This is a genomic window from Rhizobium sp. SL86 (assembly GCF_026672545.1).
Taxonomy (GTDB): Bacteria; Pseudomonadota; Alphaproteobacteria; order Rhizobiales; family Rhizobiaceae; genus Neorhizobium.
The window spans coordinates 745719-762904 of record NZ_JAPPRJ010000009.1 but is presented as its reverse complement, the minus strand read 5'-3'; the positions used below and the strand labels follow the sequence as shown (position 1 = coordinate 762904).

At 61.4% G+C, this 17186-nt stretch carries 7 protein-coding genes; 4 read left to right on the top strand and 3 right to left on the bottom strand.

From position 1 onward, the window contains the following. Positions 1-100: 100 nt before the first annotated feature. Positions 101-550, top strand: coding sequence for a phage regulatory CII family protein (locus tag OU993_RS26755; RefSeq protein ID WP_326493871.1), 450 nt, complete (start codon positions 101-103; stop codon positions 548-550). Between the two features lie 144 nt (positions 551-694). Then, complete coding sequence (locus OU993_RS26750) at positions 695-5038, top strand: DUF2610 domain-containing protein (protein WP_268162091.1); 4344 nt, start codon at positions 695-697, stop codon at positions 5036-5038. 207 nt (positions 5039-5245) lie between these two features. Here OU993_RS26750 and OU993_RS26745 read toward each other — a convergent pair whose 3' ends face one another. The 3 genes from OU993_RS26745 to OU993_RS26735 are packed head-to-tail and all read right to left on the bottom strand — an operon-like array spanning position 5246 to position 11702. After that, on the bottom strand, positions 5246-7981 hold the full coding sequence (locus tag OU993_RS26745; protein WP_268162090.1) for a hypothetical protein: 2736 nt from the start codon (positions 7979-7981) through the stop codon (positions 5246-5248). Beyond that, the gene (locus tag OU993_RS26740; RefSeq protein ID WP_268162089.1) at positions 7978-11391 is read right to left on the bottom strand and encodes a toll/interleukin-1 receptor domain-containing protein; all 3414 of its coding nucleotides are present in this window, start codon (positions 11389-11391) and stop codon (positions 7978-7980) included. The genes OU993_RS26745 and OU993_RS26740 overlap by 4 nt, the downstream gene beginning before the upstream one ends. Before the next feature lie 56 nt (positions 11392-11447). Continuing rightward, positions 11448-11702: a toll/interleukin-1 receptor domain-containing protein gene (locus OU993_RS26735; RefSeq protein WP_268162088.1), complete on the bottom strand. Its 255-nt coding sequence runs from the start codon at positions 11700-11702 to the stop codon at positions 11448-11450. Positions 11703-12459: 757 nt separating this feature from the next. Here OU993_RS26735 and OU993_RS28800 point away from each other — a divergent pair. Together OU993_RS28800 and OU993_RS26725 are read left to right on the top strand one after the other, a co-directional pair. Continuing rightward, positions 12460-12666, top strand: coding sequence for a helix-turn-helix domain-containing protein (locus OU993_RS28800; protein ID WP_326493870.1), 207 nt, complete (start codon positions 12460-12462; stop codon positions 12664-12666). A gap of 316 nt (positions 12667-12982) precedes the next feature. Next, positions 12983-17173 carry an nSTAND1 domain-containing NTPase gene (locus OU993_RS26725; RefSeq protein WP_268162086.1) on the top strand — a complete coding sequence of 1397 codons (4191 nt, stop codon included), beginning with the start codon at positions 12983-12985 and terminating at the stop codon, positions 17171-17173. Positions 17174-17186 lie beyond the last annotated feature (13 nt).

The window sequence follows — 17186 nt, the reverse complement described above, 5'->3', positions numbered from 1 at the left end:
CATGCCGCCACCCAACACCCACTGACAGGCTTGAAACCTCGGCCAATTCCTGTTCAATCCGCCAGGGGACGGAACCGGGCGGCAGGGACAAGGGGTGAGCATGGCGGATCGTGGGGCGGAATTTGCGCAGCTCATCTATCAATTGCTGGTGGTGGAAAAGCGCGTGAGCGTGGAGCAGGCGGCGCGCGCCATCGGCATGGGCACTGATGCCCTTTACGCCAGGCTGAACGGACGCACGGTGTTTTCCGCCGATGAAATCGCCGCCCTGCTCGGCTCAATCCCCGATCCGCGCCCGCTGGCCTATCTGGTCAAACAGAGCCGCTATCTCGCCGTCGAGCGGGTCTCTGGCGCGCTGGACGATCCCGAAACCGATATCATCCGCGCCACCCACCGCATCTTGCTCGAAGCCGCCGACGTGCTGGAAGCCGTCGACACCGCCATCCACGACGGCCGCATCGACCACCGCGACGCCCTGGTGATCCAGCGCGAAATCGAAGTGGCCGAACGCGCTTTGGTCTCGCTGCGCGAACATGTGCGGGCGCTGGCGTGAGCGTGGGTCAACGACACATCAAGGATAGAATTATTCCTTTCGGACTCCACTATTGATCGAGTATAATTTCTAAAACTATTCGCGGAAGATTTTTAAGACTGATAGACTGCTGAGGCAAAACCCACAGATCGACAGGGCGGGGTGATGACGCGGATTTTTGTCAGCCATTCAAGTCTTGACAACGCTGCGGCTGCGGCGATCGACGGCTGGCTGCGCAAAGCCGGCTGGGACGATGTGTTTGTCGATTTTCATCCCGAGCGTGGCATCGCGGCAGGCGAGCGCTGGGAAGAGGCGCTGACAAAAGCCGCGAACCGCTGCGAGGCGGTCATCTTCCTCGTCAGTCGAAACTGGCTAGGGTCGGAATGGTGCACACGGGAATTCGATCTGGCCAGACGGCTTTCCAAGCGCCTTTTCGGAGTCCTGATCGACGACATCACCCTTGAGGCCATTCCGCTACGGTTCAAGGAAACATGGCAGTTCACCGATCTCAACGCTGGCGAGGATCACGAGATCTTCCCTGTCACCGTTCCACCGGATGGTCGACAGGCGCATGTTACCTTTTCCAGGGGCGGCCTGACGCGGCTGCGCGCCGGTCTTGTCAAAGCCGGTCTGGATCCGCGTTTTTTCGAATGGCCTCCTGCGGAGCAGCCAGACCGGTCCCCTTATCGCGGCCTCGCCCCGCTCGATGGGGTTGATGCTGGCATTTTCTTTGGCCGCGAGGCCCCGCTGGTTCAAGCCATGGACGCGCTACGCGCGCTGTCCGAGCGTGCAGCGCCACGGCTTTTCGTGATTCAGGGAGCGTCCGGCGCGGGCAAGTCCTCCTTTCTGCGGGCCGGACTTTTGCCGCGCTTAGCACGGCAAGACCGCATCTTCTGCCCCCTGCCGGTCATCCGCCCCGCCCGAGCCGCGCTGACGGGCGACACCGGGCTTGCTGAATCACTGCTGAAAGCTCTTGAGCTTGCTGGCATGCCTGAAAAGCGGGCGGCCATCCGCGACCTTGTGGACGATCCTGAGGCCGTGGCCGCCCGCCTTGCTGCCATCGCGGCAAATCGGCGGGTTCCGACCATGCCCGGCGAAGCAGAGGCGCGACAGCCGGTCATCGTGATCCCGGTTGATCAGGCAGAGGAACTCTTTCTGGCCGACGGCGGCGCAGAAGCAGCGCGCTTTCTGGAACTGCTCCGACATCTGACCGAAATCGATCAGGTGACCATGGAGCGAGCCGAACCGCTCCGAGCGATCGTCCTGTTCACGATCAGGACCGACAGCTATGGATCGCTACAATCCGCCCCCGCCCTGTCAGGCCTCTCGCAGTCCGTCTTCAGTCTTGCACCCATGCCGAAGGGCGCGTTCGAGACGGTGATCGAAGGCCCGGCACGCCGCCTCAATGCCGCCGGCGGCAAGCCCTTGCGCATCGAACCGGCTCTGACGGCGGCGCTGCTGGCGGATATCGAGCATGGCGGCGGCAATGATACCCTGCCGCTGCTGGCGTTCACCCTCCAGCGCCTGTTTGCCGAGCAGGGCGGCGATGGAAATCTCTCTCTTGCCGAATATGAAGCATCGGGGAGACTGGCCGGCGCCATCGAGGCCGCCGTGGCGTATGCCTTTGCGGCCTGCGATGGCGACCCGGCGGTGCCCCGCGATCACGCAGCCCGTATTGCCCTGCTGCGGCGCGGACTGATCCCCTGGCTTGCGGGAATTGATCCGGAGACCCGACAGCCCCGCCGCAAAGTTGCGCGCCTGTCGGAGATCCCGGAGGAAGCGCGCCCCCTGATCCGCCATCTGATCGACGCTCGGCTCTTGTCCACCGACCAGGCCCCTGGCGCCGATGAACCGACCATTGAACCGGCGCATGAATCGCTGCTCCGGCAATGGGCGGCGCTGGCCGGCTGGCTTCAGGAGGATCAGGCGCACCTCGCCGCGCTTGAAGGGGTGCTTTCGGCCACGCGGGACTGGCTTGCCAACGACAAGCGGAGCGACTGGCTTGCCCATACGGCGGGCCGCCTGGAGGATGCGGAAAACCTCCTTCTGCGACCCGACATGCTGGACGAAACAAGCGGTGAAGACGACCGCCGCCGCGCTCAGATCGGCCTGAAGCTGGGTCGTGAGGAGCGCGCCTATCTTGCCGCCTGCCGCGCAGCCGACGATGCGCGGCGAGACCGCGAGCTGGAAGATGCGCGGCGTATTGTCGAGGAAGCCAACCGCCGGGCCGAAGCTGAACGCAGCCGCAGCCGTGCACAACGCATTGGCCTTGCAGTTGCAACGATATTACTGGTTATGGCTTCTGGGTCTGGGATTCACGCGCTGCGCACCGGTTGGGCGTTGGAGGAACGGAATACCGAACTTGCCGTAGTCAACGGTGAGCTCGCCGGTGCAAACACCGCGCTCGAATCGGCGAACGTAGAGCTTGCCCATACAAACACTGAGCTTACCCAGACGCTTGGCACACTTGAGCGTACCAACACTAAATTGGCCGCGGCTGTTCGCATCTCGGAACTCCGGTTGGCAACGGCACGAGGCATCATTGACCAGGTCCTTCGAGAGATTTCGAGTGCGGATATGTATGAAGTATGGGGGTTTGACAAAATTAACAACAGGATCGTCAGCCAACTAGGCAAGGCGCAGGTCGATCTCGCGGCAGGCGACAGTGCGGTGGACGCTCGCGTTCTGGCGCTTGCTGAATTGCGGCAGGCCGAAATCGTGGCAGAAAACGATAACGTGCTCGCCGACCTTGCGCTGTACGAATCAGCGTATCAGCGGATTCGACCGCTTGTTTTGGTCTCTCAACCCAGGCCCGATGATATTCGATTGTTTGCCAGAGCGTCCTATCGCTATCATCAGGCTTTGTCCTTGATCGGCGATCCGCGACAGACGCAAGTCGTCGCTGACATATTGAACGTGCTGTCCGATCCGCTGTTGCCTCTGCTGGAGAATTTTTCATCGACCGACGTAACCTGGATTAGTTGGAGTCTTGATTCGGCGCGCCGGGATGCCCAGAACCGAGGGGATCTGAGGCTAGCTTTGGAGATCAGCGCCCGCAGTATCGAAGTTGCTGAGGCGGCGGTTTCAAAGGCACCGCAAGGCACTGCTGCCGTTGTAGACCTGAATACGTTGCGTCAGAACTATGCACTTATCCTGACCTTGCTGGGTCGAGCTGAGGAAGCCCGCAAGATTAATGACGAGGCATGCGACTTCTTTATCGGCAGTCTGGTGGAGTATGAAGGCAACCGGCAGTTCAGGCTCCAGACTCTCTCTTGTTTATTCGACCGTTCAAAAGCTGCGCGGGATTCGGGTAACCGCGATCATTCCCTTGACCTTTTGTCTCAAGCGACAGAAATCGCGGAATCGGTAACTGATGTCGATTCAACTGGCACCTTCTCAAATGCTATTGCAAAGATCCTGTACGAACGCCATTTCATCGCGCGATATGTCGATAAGGACATAAAGGCCGCGCTTGACTATGCCCGTCGATCGACCGATGCCTATCTAACTGGCATTGAGCGGGCCAGTACCGCTAACAGTTTTGACCATTCTGGCGACGCCGCGGGTGATGTCGTAAATTTACTTCTCGAATTGGAAGTTGCCGGAGACTCGAGTGTATCAGCGGCTCAGGTGACAGCTGAAATCCTCGATTTACACCGGCGGTTGATGGTTTGTGCAAATGTGTTGGGAGGCGGCGCAAATTGTGGTGCAGGTGCGCGCACTGCCAGCCTTTCCGGTGGCAAGCGCCTTCTAAAGGACGGGCGGACTGCCGAGGCAGTGGCGATCTTGCGCGACGCCGTGAAATTGAGTGAAGGACGTGTCGCTGATCCGTACTATTTAAGATTCTCGGAGCCCATTCAGCAACTTTGCGAGGCCCGTCGTGAACTTTCCCGCGCCCTGATTGCGGACTCACAGGTTGATGCAGCAATTGCGCTCTTGGACGAGAACATAAGCTATTGCCGCACCGCTTATCTGGAACGGTTCCCGGATGATTTTTACGTCCGTAGTGCATGGTTTGGGTCCGTGGCGTTGCGTGCCAGTGCTTTTGTAGCCCTCGGACGGCTAGAAGACGCCAGAGGCGCATATCGCGACTGTGTCGCAATCTACCATTCCGGTTGCTATGCGCCTTATGCCGAAATGCTAGAGAACGGTGCCGGCGGCCCAATTGCGATGGATGAGGCCGAACGGGTGCGCGCCCTGACAGCCAATACGCAGATTAAGCGATTTACGGTTCCGGTCGCGGCGCCGGGCTCCTCTGTGACATTTCCTTTCCACGTCTATATATTCAATCGTCCCCCTGGTTGGCCTTGGCGGGGGATAGAGGATCAGGCGGAATGGTTGCGTCGGGAAAGGGACTTGGTTGTACCGCAGGATGTGCGGGATTCGTTCATTAAATTGGAGAACATTGCCGAGAAGAATAACGTCTCATTCCCCGACCTCGCGATCTATGCTTTGGGTACTGCACAGGATAAAGACACCGCCAAGGATGCAAAGGGCGCAAAGGAGTGATCAACCCTAAACTGAAGGATTCTCTGAATTTCGGCGAGAAGCCGCCAGCTGCTTCTTCAGGTGCATGTAAAAGAACTTGAGCAGACGGGCCTGACCTTGCCGGAGAACTGCGACACCTATAACCCGCCGATCCCGCCGCTGGGGTCGCAATGACGCGCGCAGGGCAATTCAAGCGCGCCGCTCTGCCCCATTTCACGCGGGCGCTGGTTACTCCGGCCCAACCCCCATCACCCTCTTCCCCCCCTCGCGCGCCCGTCGCACCGTCTCCACCGTCCCACCCGCCAAGGCTTCCCGGCTCTCGTCCACCACCGCGACGATCCAGTCCGCGCGCGCCAGCAGCGTTTCCGCCTGGGCTCGGTGGCCGGTGCCACTGTCCGGAAGGGTCGGCGCGCCGATCCGGCTGAGGGCGGTCTCGGCAAACTGAGTGTCGGGCGTCGCCTGGCTTGGGTCGTCGGTGTGGAAAATGCGGCCGCCGGCTTCGGCCGTTTGGACAAAAGGAAAGATCAGGCGGGGGGCGGGCATGCCGAGCGAGGTCCAGGCCTTGACCGCCAGTTGATCGGCGCCGGGGGCATAGCCGCAGACGAGGTGTTCCACGCCGTGGCGTGCGATGAGCGACATGAAGGCCTGGCGCAAGCGTTCGACAAGGGTCTCGCGGTCGCCGAAGCCGGTGAGGTCGCGGTGGCCGACCACGCCTACGGTGCGGCCCTCGGCCCGCCACGACCAGAGCGGCTCGATCCTCAGCGCCGATCCACGGCGCTTCAGCAGTTCCGTCGCCAGCCGATTGGCCAGCGCCAGCGTGCGTTCGCCCGGCGGCCGGGCAAAATCGAAGCGCAGCCGGCGCGGCGGGATCTGGCGCTCGGGGTCGAATTCCCGTTCCAGCGCGGAAAGAAGCGCAGCAAAACAGGCGTCGGGATCGGCGGGTTCTCGTGCCAGGCAGAGATGCACCTGCAGTTCGGTCACATCCCGGCCCTCCGCCGCGCCGAGATCCGAGACATGAGGCGCGCCGACACGCCCATCGGCCAGGACCGGCAGGAACAGGATGCGGGCCCGCTGCCGTCGCGCCGTCGCCTGGCTGCCATCGCCGGAGCGGGAGAGAAGGCCCCGCAGCATTACCACATCGTAGCGGCGGATCGTCGCCTGCTGAAGCGCATACCAGTCATGCATGTTGTTGTGCAGGCGGCGGGTATCGTCGCGTAGCGCCCGGTCGGGCCGCTCGGTCGGCACGAATTGCTCCAGCGCCCGCTCGATGGTCCAGCGATTGTGCTCGCAGATCGCCGCATCGCGCAGGCGGATCGCGGTCTCGGCGTCCTCGTCCGCAAGGGTCTTGCCAGCGGCAACCCAGCCGCGCGGGTCGCCGTCGCGGTCGATTCGGGCGTAGTCCAGCGCGGCATCCACCCGTTCCAGGCGATGCAGCAGGCCGGCATCGGCCTTGGGCGGCATGGTCAGCACCGGCTGGGCCTCGGCGCCGAAATCCTCGAGCTTCATGGCCGCATGGCGGAACAGCGCCCGGTTGGCCTTGCGCTTTGCCTCGGAAAGGCTCTCCCATTCTTCCGGCTCAGCGGCAAGACCCATGGCGACACTCGCCTGCGCATAGGCGGCATGAAGCGCCTTGGGCATGGCATCTGGATCGGGCAGGAGCAAGGGCGAGCGGGCAATCACCGCATCGATGGCGCCAAAGGTGCGGGCCATGGCAAGTGGCTGGCCGACGAGGTCAGGGGCTTCCTCGGCATGGCCGCTTGGAATGCGCACATGGATCGGCGCCGGGTCGATCCGGCGCTGGGCCATCGCCCGGTGCAGGGACAGACTGGCGCGCAGGTTCAAGGCATCATTGCCAGTGGCGAAGACCCAGGCCGTCACCCCATCGCGCAAACCCTCAAGACAGGCATCGCGCGCGAAATCCAGCGTCTCGGCATCGCAGGCGCGGAAATCGAGCTCAGGCCGCGCGGCTTGCGGCAGGGCCGCGCCTTTTTCCTTCAGGAACCAGGCCGGCATCCGGCGGCGCAGGCGCGCCTCGATCCCGGCCTTGTCCCGATCGAGAAAGGTGATGCGCGGGGGCCCAAGCGTCGTGCGCCAGCCGGTAAGCAGGGTTTCCACGGCAATCGCCTCGCCCTGGCTGCCGCAGCCAAGGATGACGAGATGCAGCCGCTCGGCCCCGGTCTCCACCGCCACCCGGTCGAAGCGCGCCTCGGCCATCAGCAGCCGGGCGGTCTCATCGGCGAGCGAGAACCAGGCAAGGCCCGCCACGCCGAGAAAGCCGCTGCCCGCCGCCTCGGCCATCTGCCCGGCCACGGCGCTGTCATTGAGCACCACGCGAATATCCCGACCGGCATCGCCTGCATGTTCACGCACGGCAACGGCCGTGTCGATGGCGCGCAGGTCGTCGCTGTCGCTCACATAGATCCGCTCCGCCTTGCGGGCAAAGACATGGCCGAGCAGGCGCGGATCGGAAGGGTCGCCCTCCAGAAGCAGAACGCCATCCATCGCCGCGCGCGCGCCAAGCTCGGGCGTCAGCGCGCGTTCAACGGCGGTGATGCGACGGATGCCGCTATCGGTCTGCCGCAGGCCGGCGCCGATTGCCTGACCGACGGGGCCATAGCCGAGGATCAGGGCGCAGCTCGTGCCACTGCGGCGCATCAGGCGGAGGATGGTCTGGCGCACCTGCGGGAAGAAGGCCTTGAGGATGACCCAGACCGTGGTGACGAAGGCGCCGAAGCGGGCGAGTTGCAGCGGGAGGCAAATCGGCTCGACCTTTTCACGCGGGTCCTCGAAATTCATGAAGAACAGTTGCAGCGAGCGATAGGCGGCTTCAACCCAGGACCCGTCCCCCGCCTTATCAACCTCATCAAGCAAGCCGTGAAAGCCCCAGGTCCCCAGCAGAAAGCTGGAGACCGCCAGCACGGCCAACGCAATGTCGAACCAGTCGCGCGGACGGCGAATGTTCATGCTGTAGCTCCGTCTGGGTTAGCGGCAGCGCGGGCCTTGGCGAGGGTGGCAGTAAGTAGATCCATCAGCGCCTGATGCGCGGCGGGGCGGCGGACATGATGGGGAGTTAAGAGGGCTATGCCCTCTTCGGCCGCAGCAGCCGCCTCGGCCCTGCGGTCGAACGGAAGGAGGTGATCCGACATGTTGTTGAGGCTTGCAGCGAGGCGCGGCTCGAATGTTTCCGGATGCACGGCAGCCAGACGGCGCCCAATTGCCACTGCCTCCTCGGTGGCGGCCAGCGCTTCCACCGTACGACCGAGGTTGAAGAGGTCAACTCCGAGGTCAGTAAGACTACTTGCTAGGCTTGGCTGGAATGCCGCTGGGTTTGCGACGGCCAGCCTGCGGTGGATTGCAACTGCTTCCTCTGTCGCTACTATCGCCTCCGCACTGCGGCCGACAGCAGCGAGAAAGCATCCACGGTTATTCAGATTTCGTGCAAGGCTTGGCTCATAGGCGTTGGGGTGGGCTGCGGCCAAACGCCGATAGATCTCTAACGCCTGGTCTGTTGCCGCAAGCGCCGCTTCCAGTCTACCGAGATGGTAAAGGTGGACACCGTAGCAAGTGAGATTGTCTGAAAATTCAGCCTCAAAGGCGTCAGGGTGTGCTTCGACGAGACGGCGGCGAATCATCAATGCTTCTTCTGTCGCTACCAATGTCATTTCGTGCTGGCCAAGATGGCCAAACCTGTTCCCGAGGTTTTGCAATCCTCTTGCAAGGTCCGGCTCGAAGACGTCTGGACGCTCTGAGGCGAGACGGCGGAGGATTGCCACTGCGTTCTCAGTTGCGACAAGTGCTGCTTCGAGCTGGCCGAGATTGGAAAGTGAGTTCCCGTGGTTGACCAAGCATTTTGCGAGGTCTGGTTCGAAGGCGTCCGGGCGGGCGGCGGCGAGGCGATTGTAGATTGTCAAGCTCCCCTCAGTCGCCGCCAACGCCTCCTCCCGCCGGCCGAGATCGGCAAGACGGATTCCGAGGCTGTATAGACTTGAGGCAAGGTCAGGTTCGAAAACGGTTGAGCGTGAAACCGCGAGACGGCGATAGATCGCCACGGCCTCTTCAGATGCCACGACAGCATCCACGTGGCGTCCAAGCTCCGCCAGAGAGATGCTCAGGCAATCAAGGCCATGAGCTAAATCCTGCTCTGCGGCGTCTGCACGGTTGGATGCAACATGGCGTAGAATTGTGACAGCCTCATCCGCGGCCGTCAGCGCCTGATCCCTTCGACCTAGACATGAGAGAGTGAGACTGAGATTACTAAGACTTTTCGCAAGCTTGGGTTTGGTGCCATCCAACTGGGTTGATATGAGCTGTCTGCCAGTTGCTACGGCCTCCTCCCATACTACTAAAGCGTCCTCCCAGCGGCCAAGCATGTGAAGCGACCGCGCCCGATCGTGCAGGACCTTTGCGAACGCAGCTTGGGCAATTTCGTCGTTCGTTGATGGTTCGCTGGCGCGCAAGTCCTTTTCGCGACGGGTGACTATGGCTTCAGCTACTCCAGCGAGCCTCACCGTTAACGCAGGAACGGACGCTTCGATAGCTGCGAGCACATCAAATGGCACGGTCGGAACCAGCTCCTCGATCACGCCAGCGAGTGGCCCCTGTGTCTCTATCGCCACCGCGATCAGGTCCGGCACCTCGTCCTCGGTCAGCCCGGCTACCAGATGACGCGACAGCGCCTCCGCCACCCGGGCGCTGGCCCCGTGTTCGCTCCGCGCGGCGCGTTGCAGCATGGTGAACAGGATGCGGCGACGCGGGCTGCGGTCGGGCTCGGGCAGTCCGTCGATCCAGGCGCGGCAGGCGTCCAGCATATCCTCGTCGCCCGAGGACAGGAGTTCGTGTTCCCCGATAAGGTCCGGCTCCAGCGGGGCCACCCAGGTCTGCCCCCGGCCATAGAGCCTGTTGAGTTCGGACAGCGGCATGTCGATGGGCGCACGCTGCCCAAAATAGAGGTCGCGCTGCATCAAGCGTTGCAGCGCGGGCTTGGCATCCACCCCGCCCAGTGCGGTAACCTGACTGATTCCCCGGCGCATCGCCATTTCGCGCCGCCCGTCATCTGCCAGCCCGACGATCACCTTGCGCCAATGATTCCGCTCCAGCAGCAACACGCTTTCAAGAAGTTCCGCAATCTCGCTGCCACTCTCGCCGGCCAACGACAACAGTGCCTCCATCTGCAGGGCGAGTGGGCGCGCATAGGCGGTGTTCGTCGCCAACCGGTCGCGCTTGTCCTGTAGCAGTGCGGTCTCATTGACCGGCGGAAAGCGTCCGGCGGCGGCCTGTTGCGCGACGATGGGCGCTAGCGCGGCGCGCATGGCGTCGAAGACCTGCAACCGTTCGGGACCTTCGGGCAAGGGCGCTGCCGCGATCACGTCGCCATGCGGTGCGCCGCGCTTGTTGAAGACGACCTGCACCTCGGGCTCGGTGCGGTAGATATCCTGCCACCAGCCCTCGCCCCGCGAAAGGAGCACAAGGCGGAACGGGCGGATCGCGTCATCCGGGCGTTTGCGCGCCATCCGGGCCAGTTCGATCACATCGGAGGCGCGCGACTCGGCATAGTCCAGCACCATCAGGACGCCTGATTCAGGTCCATGCGACAGCACCTGCTGGATGGCCAGACGCCGCATGTCACTGCGCGCCGGGTCGCCCGTGGGCGCGGCCGGGTAGAACCCCGCCAGCCAGCCCTCGGCCCGCAGGCGACGCACGGCCTCGATCATCAACCGGGTCTTGCCCAGGCCCCCCGGCCCATGCAGCAGGCGCCCTGCGGCCAGACGATTGATTTCTGAATAAGTCCCGGCGCCGTGGCACCAGTCCAGCATATCGGCAAGGACGCCCGCAGCATCGGCATAGTTTGCCACCTCAAATGGGGCCTGCAGTAGCACCGAGGGGGTGACCATTGCCGGGTCCTTGGGCAGGGCCTGCCTGCGTGGATCGAACAAGGACTCGCCGAACCTCTCGCGGTAGTGCTCGTGCAATTGTCGTGCGCCGACAAGGGTTTCGCCGCGGCGGACCGTGTCGATCGCCTTGAGCACTGGCGCGAGGTCATCCAACTCCAGTGTCTGAATATGATCCACCGCAGCATAGTTCAGGGGGACGTCACTCAGCGGAAAGTCCGGCGCGCGGAGATTGACAAGCTTGCGTGACAGGAGCGCCCGCTCAACCTCGGCCTTCACGAATCGCGACGCGACGGCACCCGGGCTCCAGATGACGACTACAACATCCGCAGCAAGAAGCGCCTCGTTGATCTGGGGTTCGTATTCACCCCAAGCTTCCAGTTCGCGATCCCACCAGACGGTGAGACCTTCAGCAACCAAACGGGCCGCAAAGTCCCGCGTAAGATCGCGGTGCCGGGACGAGTAGCTGATGAAGACCTTTGCCATGTAACGGCTCCCCCCAAAATTGAAGTGCAGGCAATTCTTATCGACGCATCACGACATCATTGTCGCAACGAAGCTGTATCTTGAATAGCGGACTTCGACCGCAGCCAGTGATCGGTGACGACGATCACCACCGCCTGCGCCCGCTCCACCTCGCGATACAGCGTTCTTTCCCATTCGGCGCCGGGCTGGATTCCGCTGTCCTTGTCGAAATCCAGAAAGGTCTGCTGGAAGCCCTTGCTTTCCAGCCAGAGCTTCAGGTCGGCGGCGGCCTCGTTGTCCAGACTGGAATGGGAAATGAAGATCCGGGCCATTCGTTAAACCTTCTGAACGAGGCAGCGCAGGATTGGCCTCGGCGAAAAACAATCCGCAATGTCTGCGCATGGAGGCGTGGCGGGCAGAGAATAGCGTGCCAATAGATGGGTCATGGCAGGTTTTCCGCAAGCAACGAGTCTGCAACTTCAATAAGAGGCGTGAATGACATCTTCGCGTTCACGAGATCGTTTTGGAAGCGTTTTTTGTGGGATGTCGAACAAAACGGAGCCGTCGTTTTTGTTGATGCTGTGGGCCGGGCGGCGATGGCGACGAAGTCCGCGGCGATGCGTTCTCGCGGTCCGCCGCGATCCGACGTGTCGTCGATGCAGCAAGGGGGGAGGCGCGCCTGGTCTCTGCAAAATTGACAAAACGACGCGTGGCTTTTCGACTTCGACGAGCGTTTAGCCGGCATAAGACGCACGAGATCGATTAGCGGATGTCGCGGCTAAAACGACGCGATATCCGCAATTCGCTGTCCCTGCAACTTCGCAGGGGTATACCCCAATTCTGCGTTGGGTGTGATACTAGAGGGGTCCGTTCGCGTGAGAATGGAACGGGCTATTCTTACGGGGGGCTTTCTCATCATCTCGTTTTTTGACGGCACCTGGCCGAAGTCGGGCGGAAACTCCTGCCCGCTCGAGCCCCGACACAAGTATCGTGATCGTCAGACTTGGTTGGTCTGCCTTTGCCGATGCTCTGACCCTAGCCGCCCAGACTGGTCTCAAGGACCATGCCAGGCTGGCTCTGGCGCGTCAGATGTTGCAGTGTGAGTTCATGCGGAAGCTCGACGGACGGCGTACGTCTTCTAGGTCGTTTGGGCTTGTAGAGCTTGTGATGGCGACGCCGTTGATCTCGGCAGGCGCGGCGGCGAGGGCACTTGATGTCGCGCCACAGGCGGTGCGGCGCATCGTTCAGAAGTTCGGCTTTCGCGCGATGATGGTGAGAAGGAGGTTTCGGGCTTAGGGCGCGAAAATGGTGGCTGGATACCTGAATTTGCAATTCGCAGAACATGACCATTGATGATGCTTGAAGTCTCTGGTGAGTAATGATTTCAGCGGCACAATATGATCTCGACGCTGCGTAGCCGGCGGCTCTGCCGCTTTCCCTGCTGCGGGTAACGGAGAATTTTTCCTCTTGCACTTGCCGGCCGCATTGGAAAAGATTGAGATCCGCAAGTAATAGGTGTGCGCCATGGGCGCGTGCGCGCAGGACATTAGTGAAATGGTACGCGAAGGCATGCATTAGGATTTGAATGCAAGATTGACGGGAAAGGCGCTTGATGACCGGTCAGGGACGGCTGTTCATAAGTCACGCAAGTGCTGACAACGCCGAAACTCTGGCGTTGAAGGACTGGCTGCGAGATGAGGGATGGTCACGGCTTTTCCTGGATATAGATGAGGTAGAGGGCATAAAAGCTGGTACCCGCTGGCGGGATGAACTGGCGAATGCTATAAGGCAATGTGATGCCGTTCTGGTCCTATTATCCCCCGCATGGACCGCATCGAGATGGTGCCTTGCAGAACTCAATACAGCCAGTCTCCAGCACAAGCCTGTCATCGCCTGCATTGTAAAGCCGCTTCCCTACGATGAAATTCCCGCCGCGCTTACCGCTGAATGGCAAATTGTCGATCTGACGCAGGGTGTGCTTGATCATATTGTGGAAGTTCCCTATGGCGACGGCAATCAGCCAGTTTCCGTTGCGTTCTCCTCGACCCAACTTCGTCGGCTGAAGATCGGCTTGCAATCGATGGGCGTCGAGGCGGGTTATTTTACTTGGCCGCCCCCCGGTGATCCTGGCCGCCTGCCTTATCCCGGCCTTGCGCCTCTTTTGGAAGAGGATGCGGGGATATATTTCGGGCGAGACGGTAAGATCAGTGATGCCTTGAAACTGCTGCGTCGGATCAGGTCCGACGGCAATTCAAAGATGATGGTCATTCTAGGCGCATCGGGTTCGGGAAAGTCTTCCTTCATGCGGGCAGGTCTGCTGCCGCGGCTGAAGCGCGACGATCGTCATTTTTTGTGTTTGCCAGCCGTTCGCCCTGCGATGCGGCCGCTCACAGGTCAGACCGGGCTCGTTCCCGCGCTTGTCGCGGCCTTTCGCGCGGCTGGAATACCTCGCAGCCTTGACGCGGTGGAAGCCGCCGTCGAAGCCGGCCCACAACATGTGCATGACATGCTGTGGGCGCTTGTCGCCGCAAGGCCTGTCGACGTGTTCGCCGACACGGCAAGCTCCGAGCCAACTTTGGTGCTGCCGGTCGATCAGGGGGAAGAACTGTTAGTTGCCAACGCGACTGGTGAGGCGGGACGCTTTCTTGAATTGATAGAATGGCTAATGACGCGCGACCGTGGCGAGAACGAAACCAATGCGTTCCAACTCGTTGTGCTCATGACGATAAGAACCGATCATTTTGACGCTTTTCAGTCCTTACCGCGTGAAAAGGATATCCAGCGCGAGGATTTCAGTCTCCCGCCCATGCCCATCGGTGAGTACGGCGAAGTTATCCGCGGACCGGGGCGTCGGCAGGTGGAAGCCGGGAGACCGCTTGCGATCGATGATGCTCTGATCGATGCGTTGCTGAGCGACATCCAGAATGGCGGAACCAAGGATTCACTGCCGCTTCTGGCCTTCACGTTGCAGCGCATGTACCGTCGTTTCGGGGATAGCGGGGCGATGACGCTCGAGGGGTATGAAAAACTCGGTCGTCTTCGCGGTTCGATCACGGCGGCTATCGAGCGGGTGATGGAACTGGCCGATGAGGACCGTCGCATACCGGTCGACCGCAAGGCGCGCATGGTCCTCATGCGCCGGGGGCTCATTCCATGGCTGGCGGGGATCGATCCGGAGACGAATGCCGTGCGGCGGCGGATCGCACGAATGTCGGAAATCCCCGAGGAGGCGAGGCCGCTAATGGACATCATGCTGAGAGAGCGTCTGCTTTCCAGTGACCGGGATCCTGAAAACGGCGAGGTCACAGTGGAGCCAGCGCACGAGGCATTGCTTCGGCAGTGGAGCGATCTCGATGAATGGCTCAAGGAGCGGCTGTCCGATTACAGCACTGTCAACGGCGTGCAGCGCGCCGCGATGGAGTGGGCGGCAAATGGAAGGAGCGAGAACTGGCTTTCCCATCGCGGCGACCGGTTGAAGCATGCGGAAGTCTCGGCGGAGAAAGAAGATTTTCATAAGCTTCTGGAGCCGACTGATTTCGAATACATCGACGCCTGCCGCACGATGGAGGAAGCGATTGAGGCCGCGAAGACCGAGGCGCTACGTAAGGAAGCGGACATGGCGCGCAGGATCGCCCGCACGCTTAAGCGATTACTGAACTTAGCTTTGGCCACAACCGGAATCGTCGCGGTCGCCGCTGTTCTCGTTTTCTATCTTTACCGGCAGGCCGAGGCTGAACGGACGAATGCGTTGGCCGCACTGGATGTTATACACTCGCAGGATGCCCTTCTGGATGGCGACTTTGTGGATGCGGTTTCAAGCGGCTTGTCAGCTTTTCGACGTGTGGAAAACGAGGAAACCCGTTCGGCATTTCTCGGGGCCGCGCTGGAGATATCTCCTTACCTTGACTTCATCTATCCGCTGGCAAACGCCGCGCCGATGTCAATCGCATGGAGATCGGACGGGAGGCTCGATATAGCTGCGCGTCAGGGGTTCCTACTGACCGTGCCGTCTGCCGGCGACGCTTTTCGTCGTGGATTTGCGCGGAAGGGTGATGCACCCGAAGATTCTACGATTACGGTCGGACTCTATCCGGCCTTCGGCGGTATGCTCGGCCTGTTAGCTGAAGGTGGTCTGCTTTTCTACGACGGGCGGACTTCGGCGGTCGAAATACCGACGGAGGCCGACGATTTGCCTTTGAAGCAGCGTGGCGTCGCGGCTGATGCCTCGCAGGACGGGCACGTTATTGCCGCCGTAACCGCCAATGGCATGGCTGCGATGTGGTCTTGCCATTCAAAAGATCAGGAAGAGGCACCCGTGTGCAAGCGTCGTCTAGCGGATCTTGAAAATGTAACCGCCGTAACGGTCGGGGCCGATGGAACGCGCATTCTAGCTGGTGACTCGTATGGCATAATACGCGAAATAGGCGGCGACAAGATTACCGATACCGAATTCGCTTACGTTCCTGGTGGGATCGAAGCTATGGATCTGTCCAGAGATGGGCGCTATCTTGCCACCGCCCGCGCAAACGGAGAGGTCTATGTACTAAACCGGGACATCGGGAGGGGAGGGCAGGCGCTGAGGATTGCGGTTAATGGCTCGCGGGTTCCTCTACTTGCTTGGTCGCCCGCGCGTGACGAACTTCTATACGCCTGTGGCTCTACAGCTCTATGCCTATGGCGGGTCGGAGCGGGTCAGGAGCAGCGGCCCGCTTCATTTTTCGGCCACAGTCAGATGATCCTTCAGGCGGCATGGGCGGAGGATGGAGAGCGCGTTGCTTCTATCGACGGCGAGAACTTGCTGGTCTGGACCCGGACGCCGGACGTCCGTGTCAGGACAACTCTTGCCGGTCCCGATATCGCTCCGAAAAGCTTCGCCCTTAATCGCGCTACAGGCACCTCGGCCATCGGCGATGAAGAGGGATGTATCTGGCTGGTCAGCCGTGATGGTTCGTTTGGGCGATGGGATGTGGAGAATGCGCCTAAGGCCCGCGTCTCCGGCCTCGCATGGGGCGCGGATGGGCGGCTGGCAGCGCTCTTCCGGCGGACAGGTTTCGCCGTGGGAGCGACGTCGATGCCGGGCGCCTTCCGCGCTGTTGAGGTTGCGGGGGAAATGCAGAATATCGCTTGGGCGGGGGGCGAGCGATTGGCGTTGATGCCGATTCGTTCCTCCGAGATCGCAATTGCGGCTGTCAGCGGCGGTGCGCCGACGGTTCTTCTGCCTAAAGTGGGTGAGCCCGTTGCGCCGTGGGGCGCGATTGCGAATGCCGCGGGCGATCTGCTCTACGCGAATTATACCGATGGTTCACTGCGGCGCTGGGCTATCGCGGATGCGACGTTCGAGACGCTTCTGGAGGCTGCTCCTGCCGGTCCGAACAAGCGGATCGGTATGAAGAGTCTTGTGCTTAGCGGCGATGAAAGGACGATCGCCACGACCGAACAAAAGGGTAATATTATGCTCGTCGATGTCGATGGCGGCGGCATGCGTTCGTTGCGAACGAACAGCCCAACTTCGAAAACCGTGGCGTTTTCACCGGCAGGAGACCGCCTTGCAGCACTGTCGACGGAGGGGGATCTTTATGTCTGGCGGTTGGCTGATGATGAACGGATACTGTCCCTAAGGATTGTACCGCAACGTTCGTTCGCCGGGGAGCTGAAGAACGGCGTGATGAAGGCGGTTTCTCTGGACTGGTTTGACGATGGCCATCTCGCTGTGGCGACTGGGACTGGCGACGTCGAGATCGTAGCGCTTGATGCGGTGCTTTGGGAAGAACGTGCCGGCGCTGTCTTGCGCCATTTCAAATGAATGCCAAGACAAG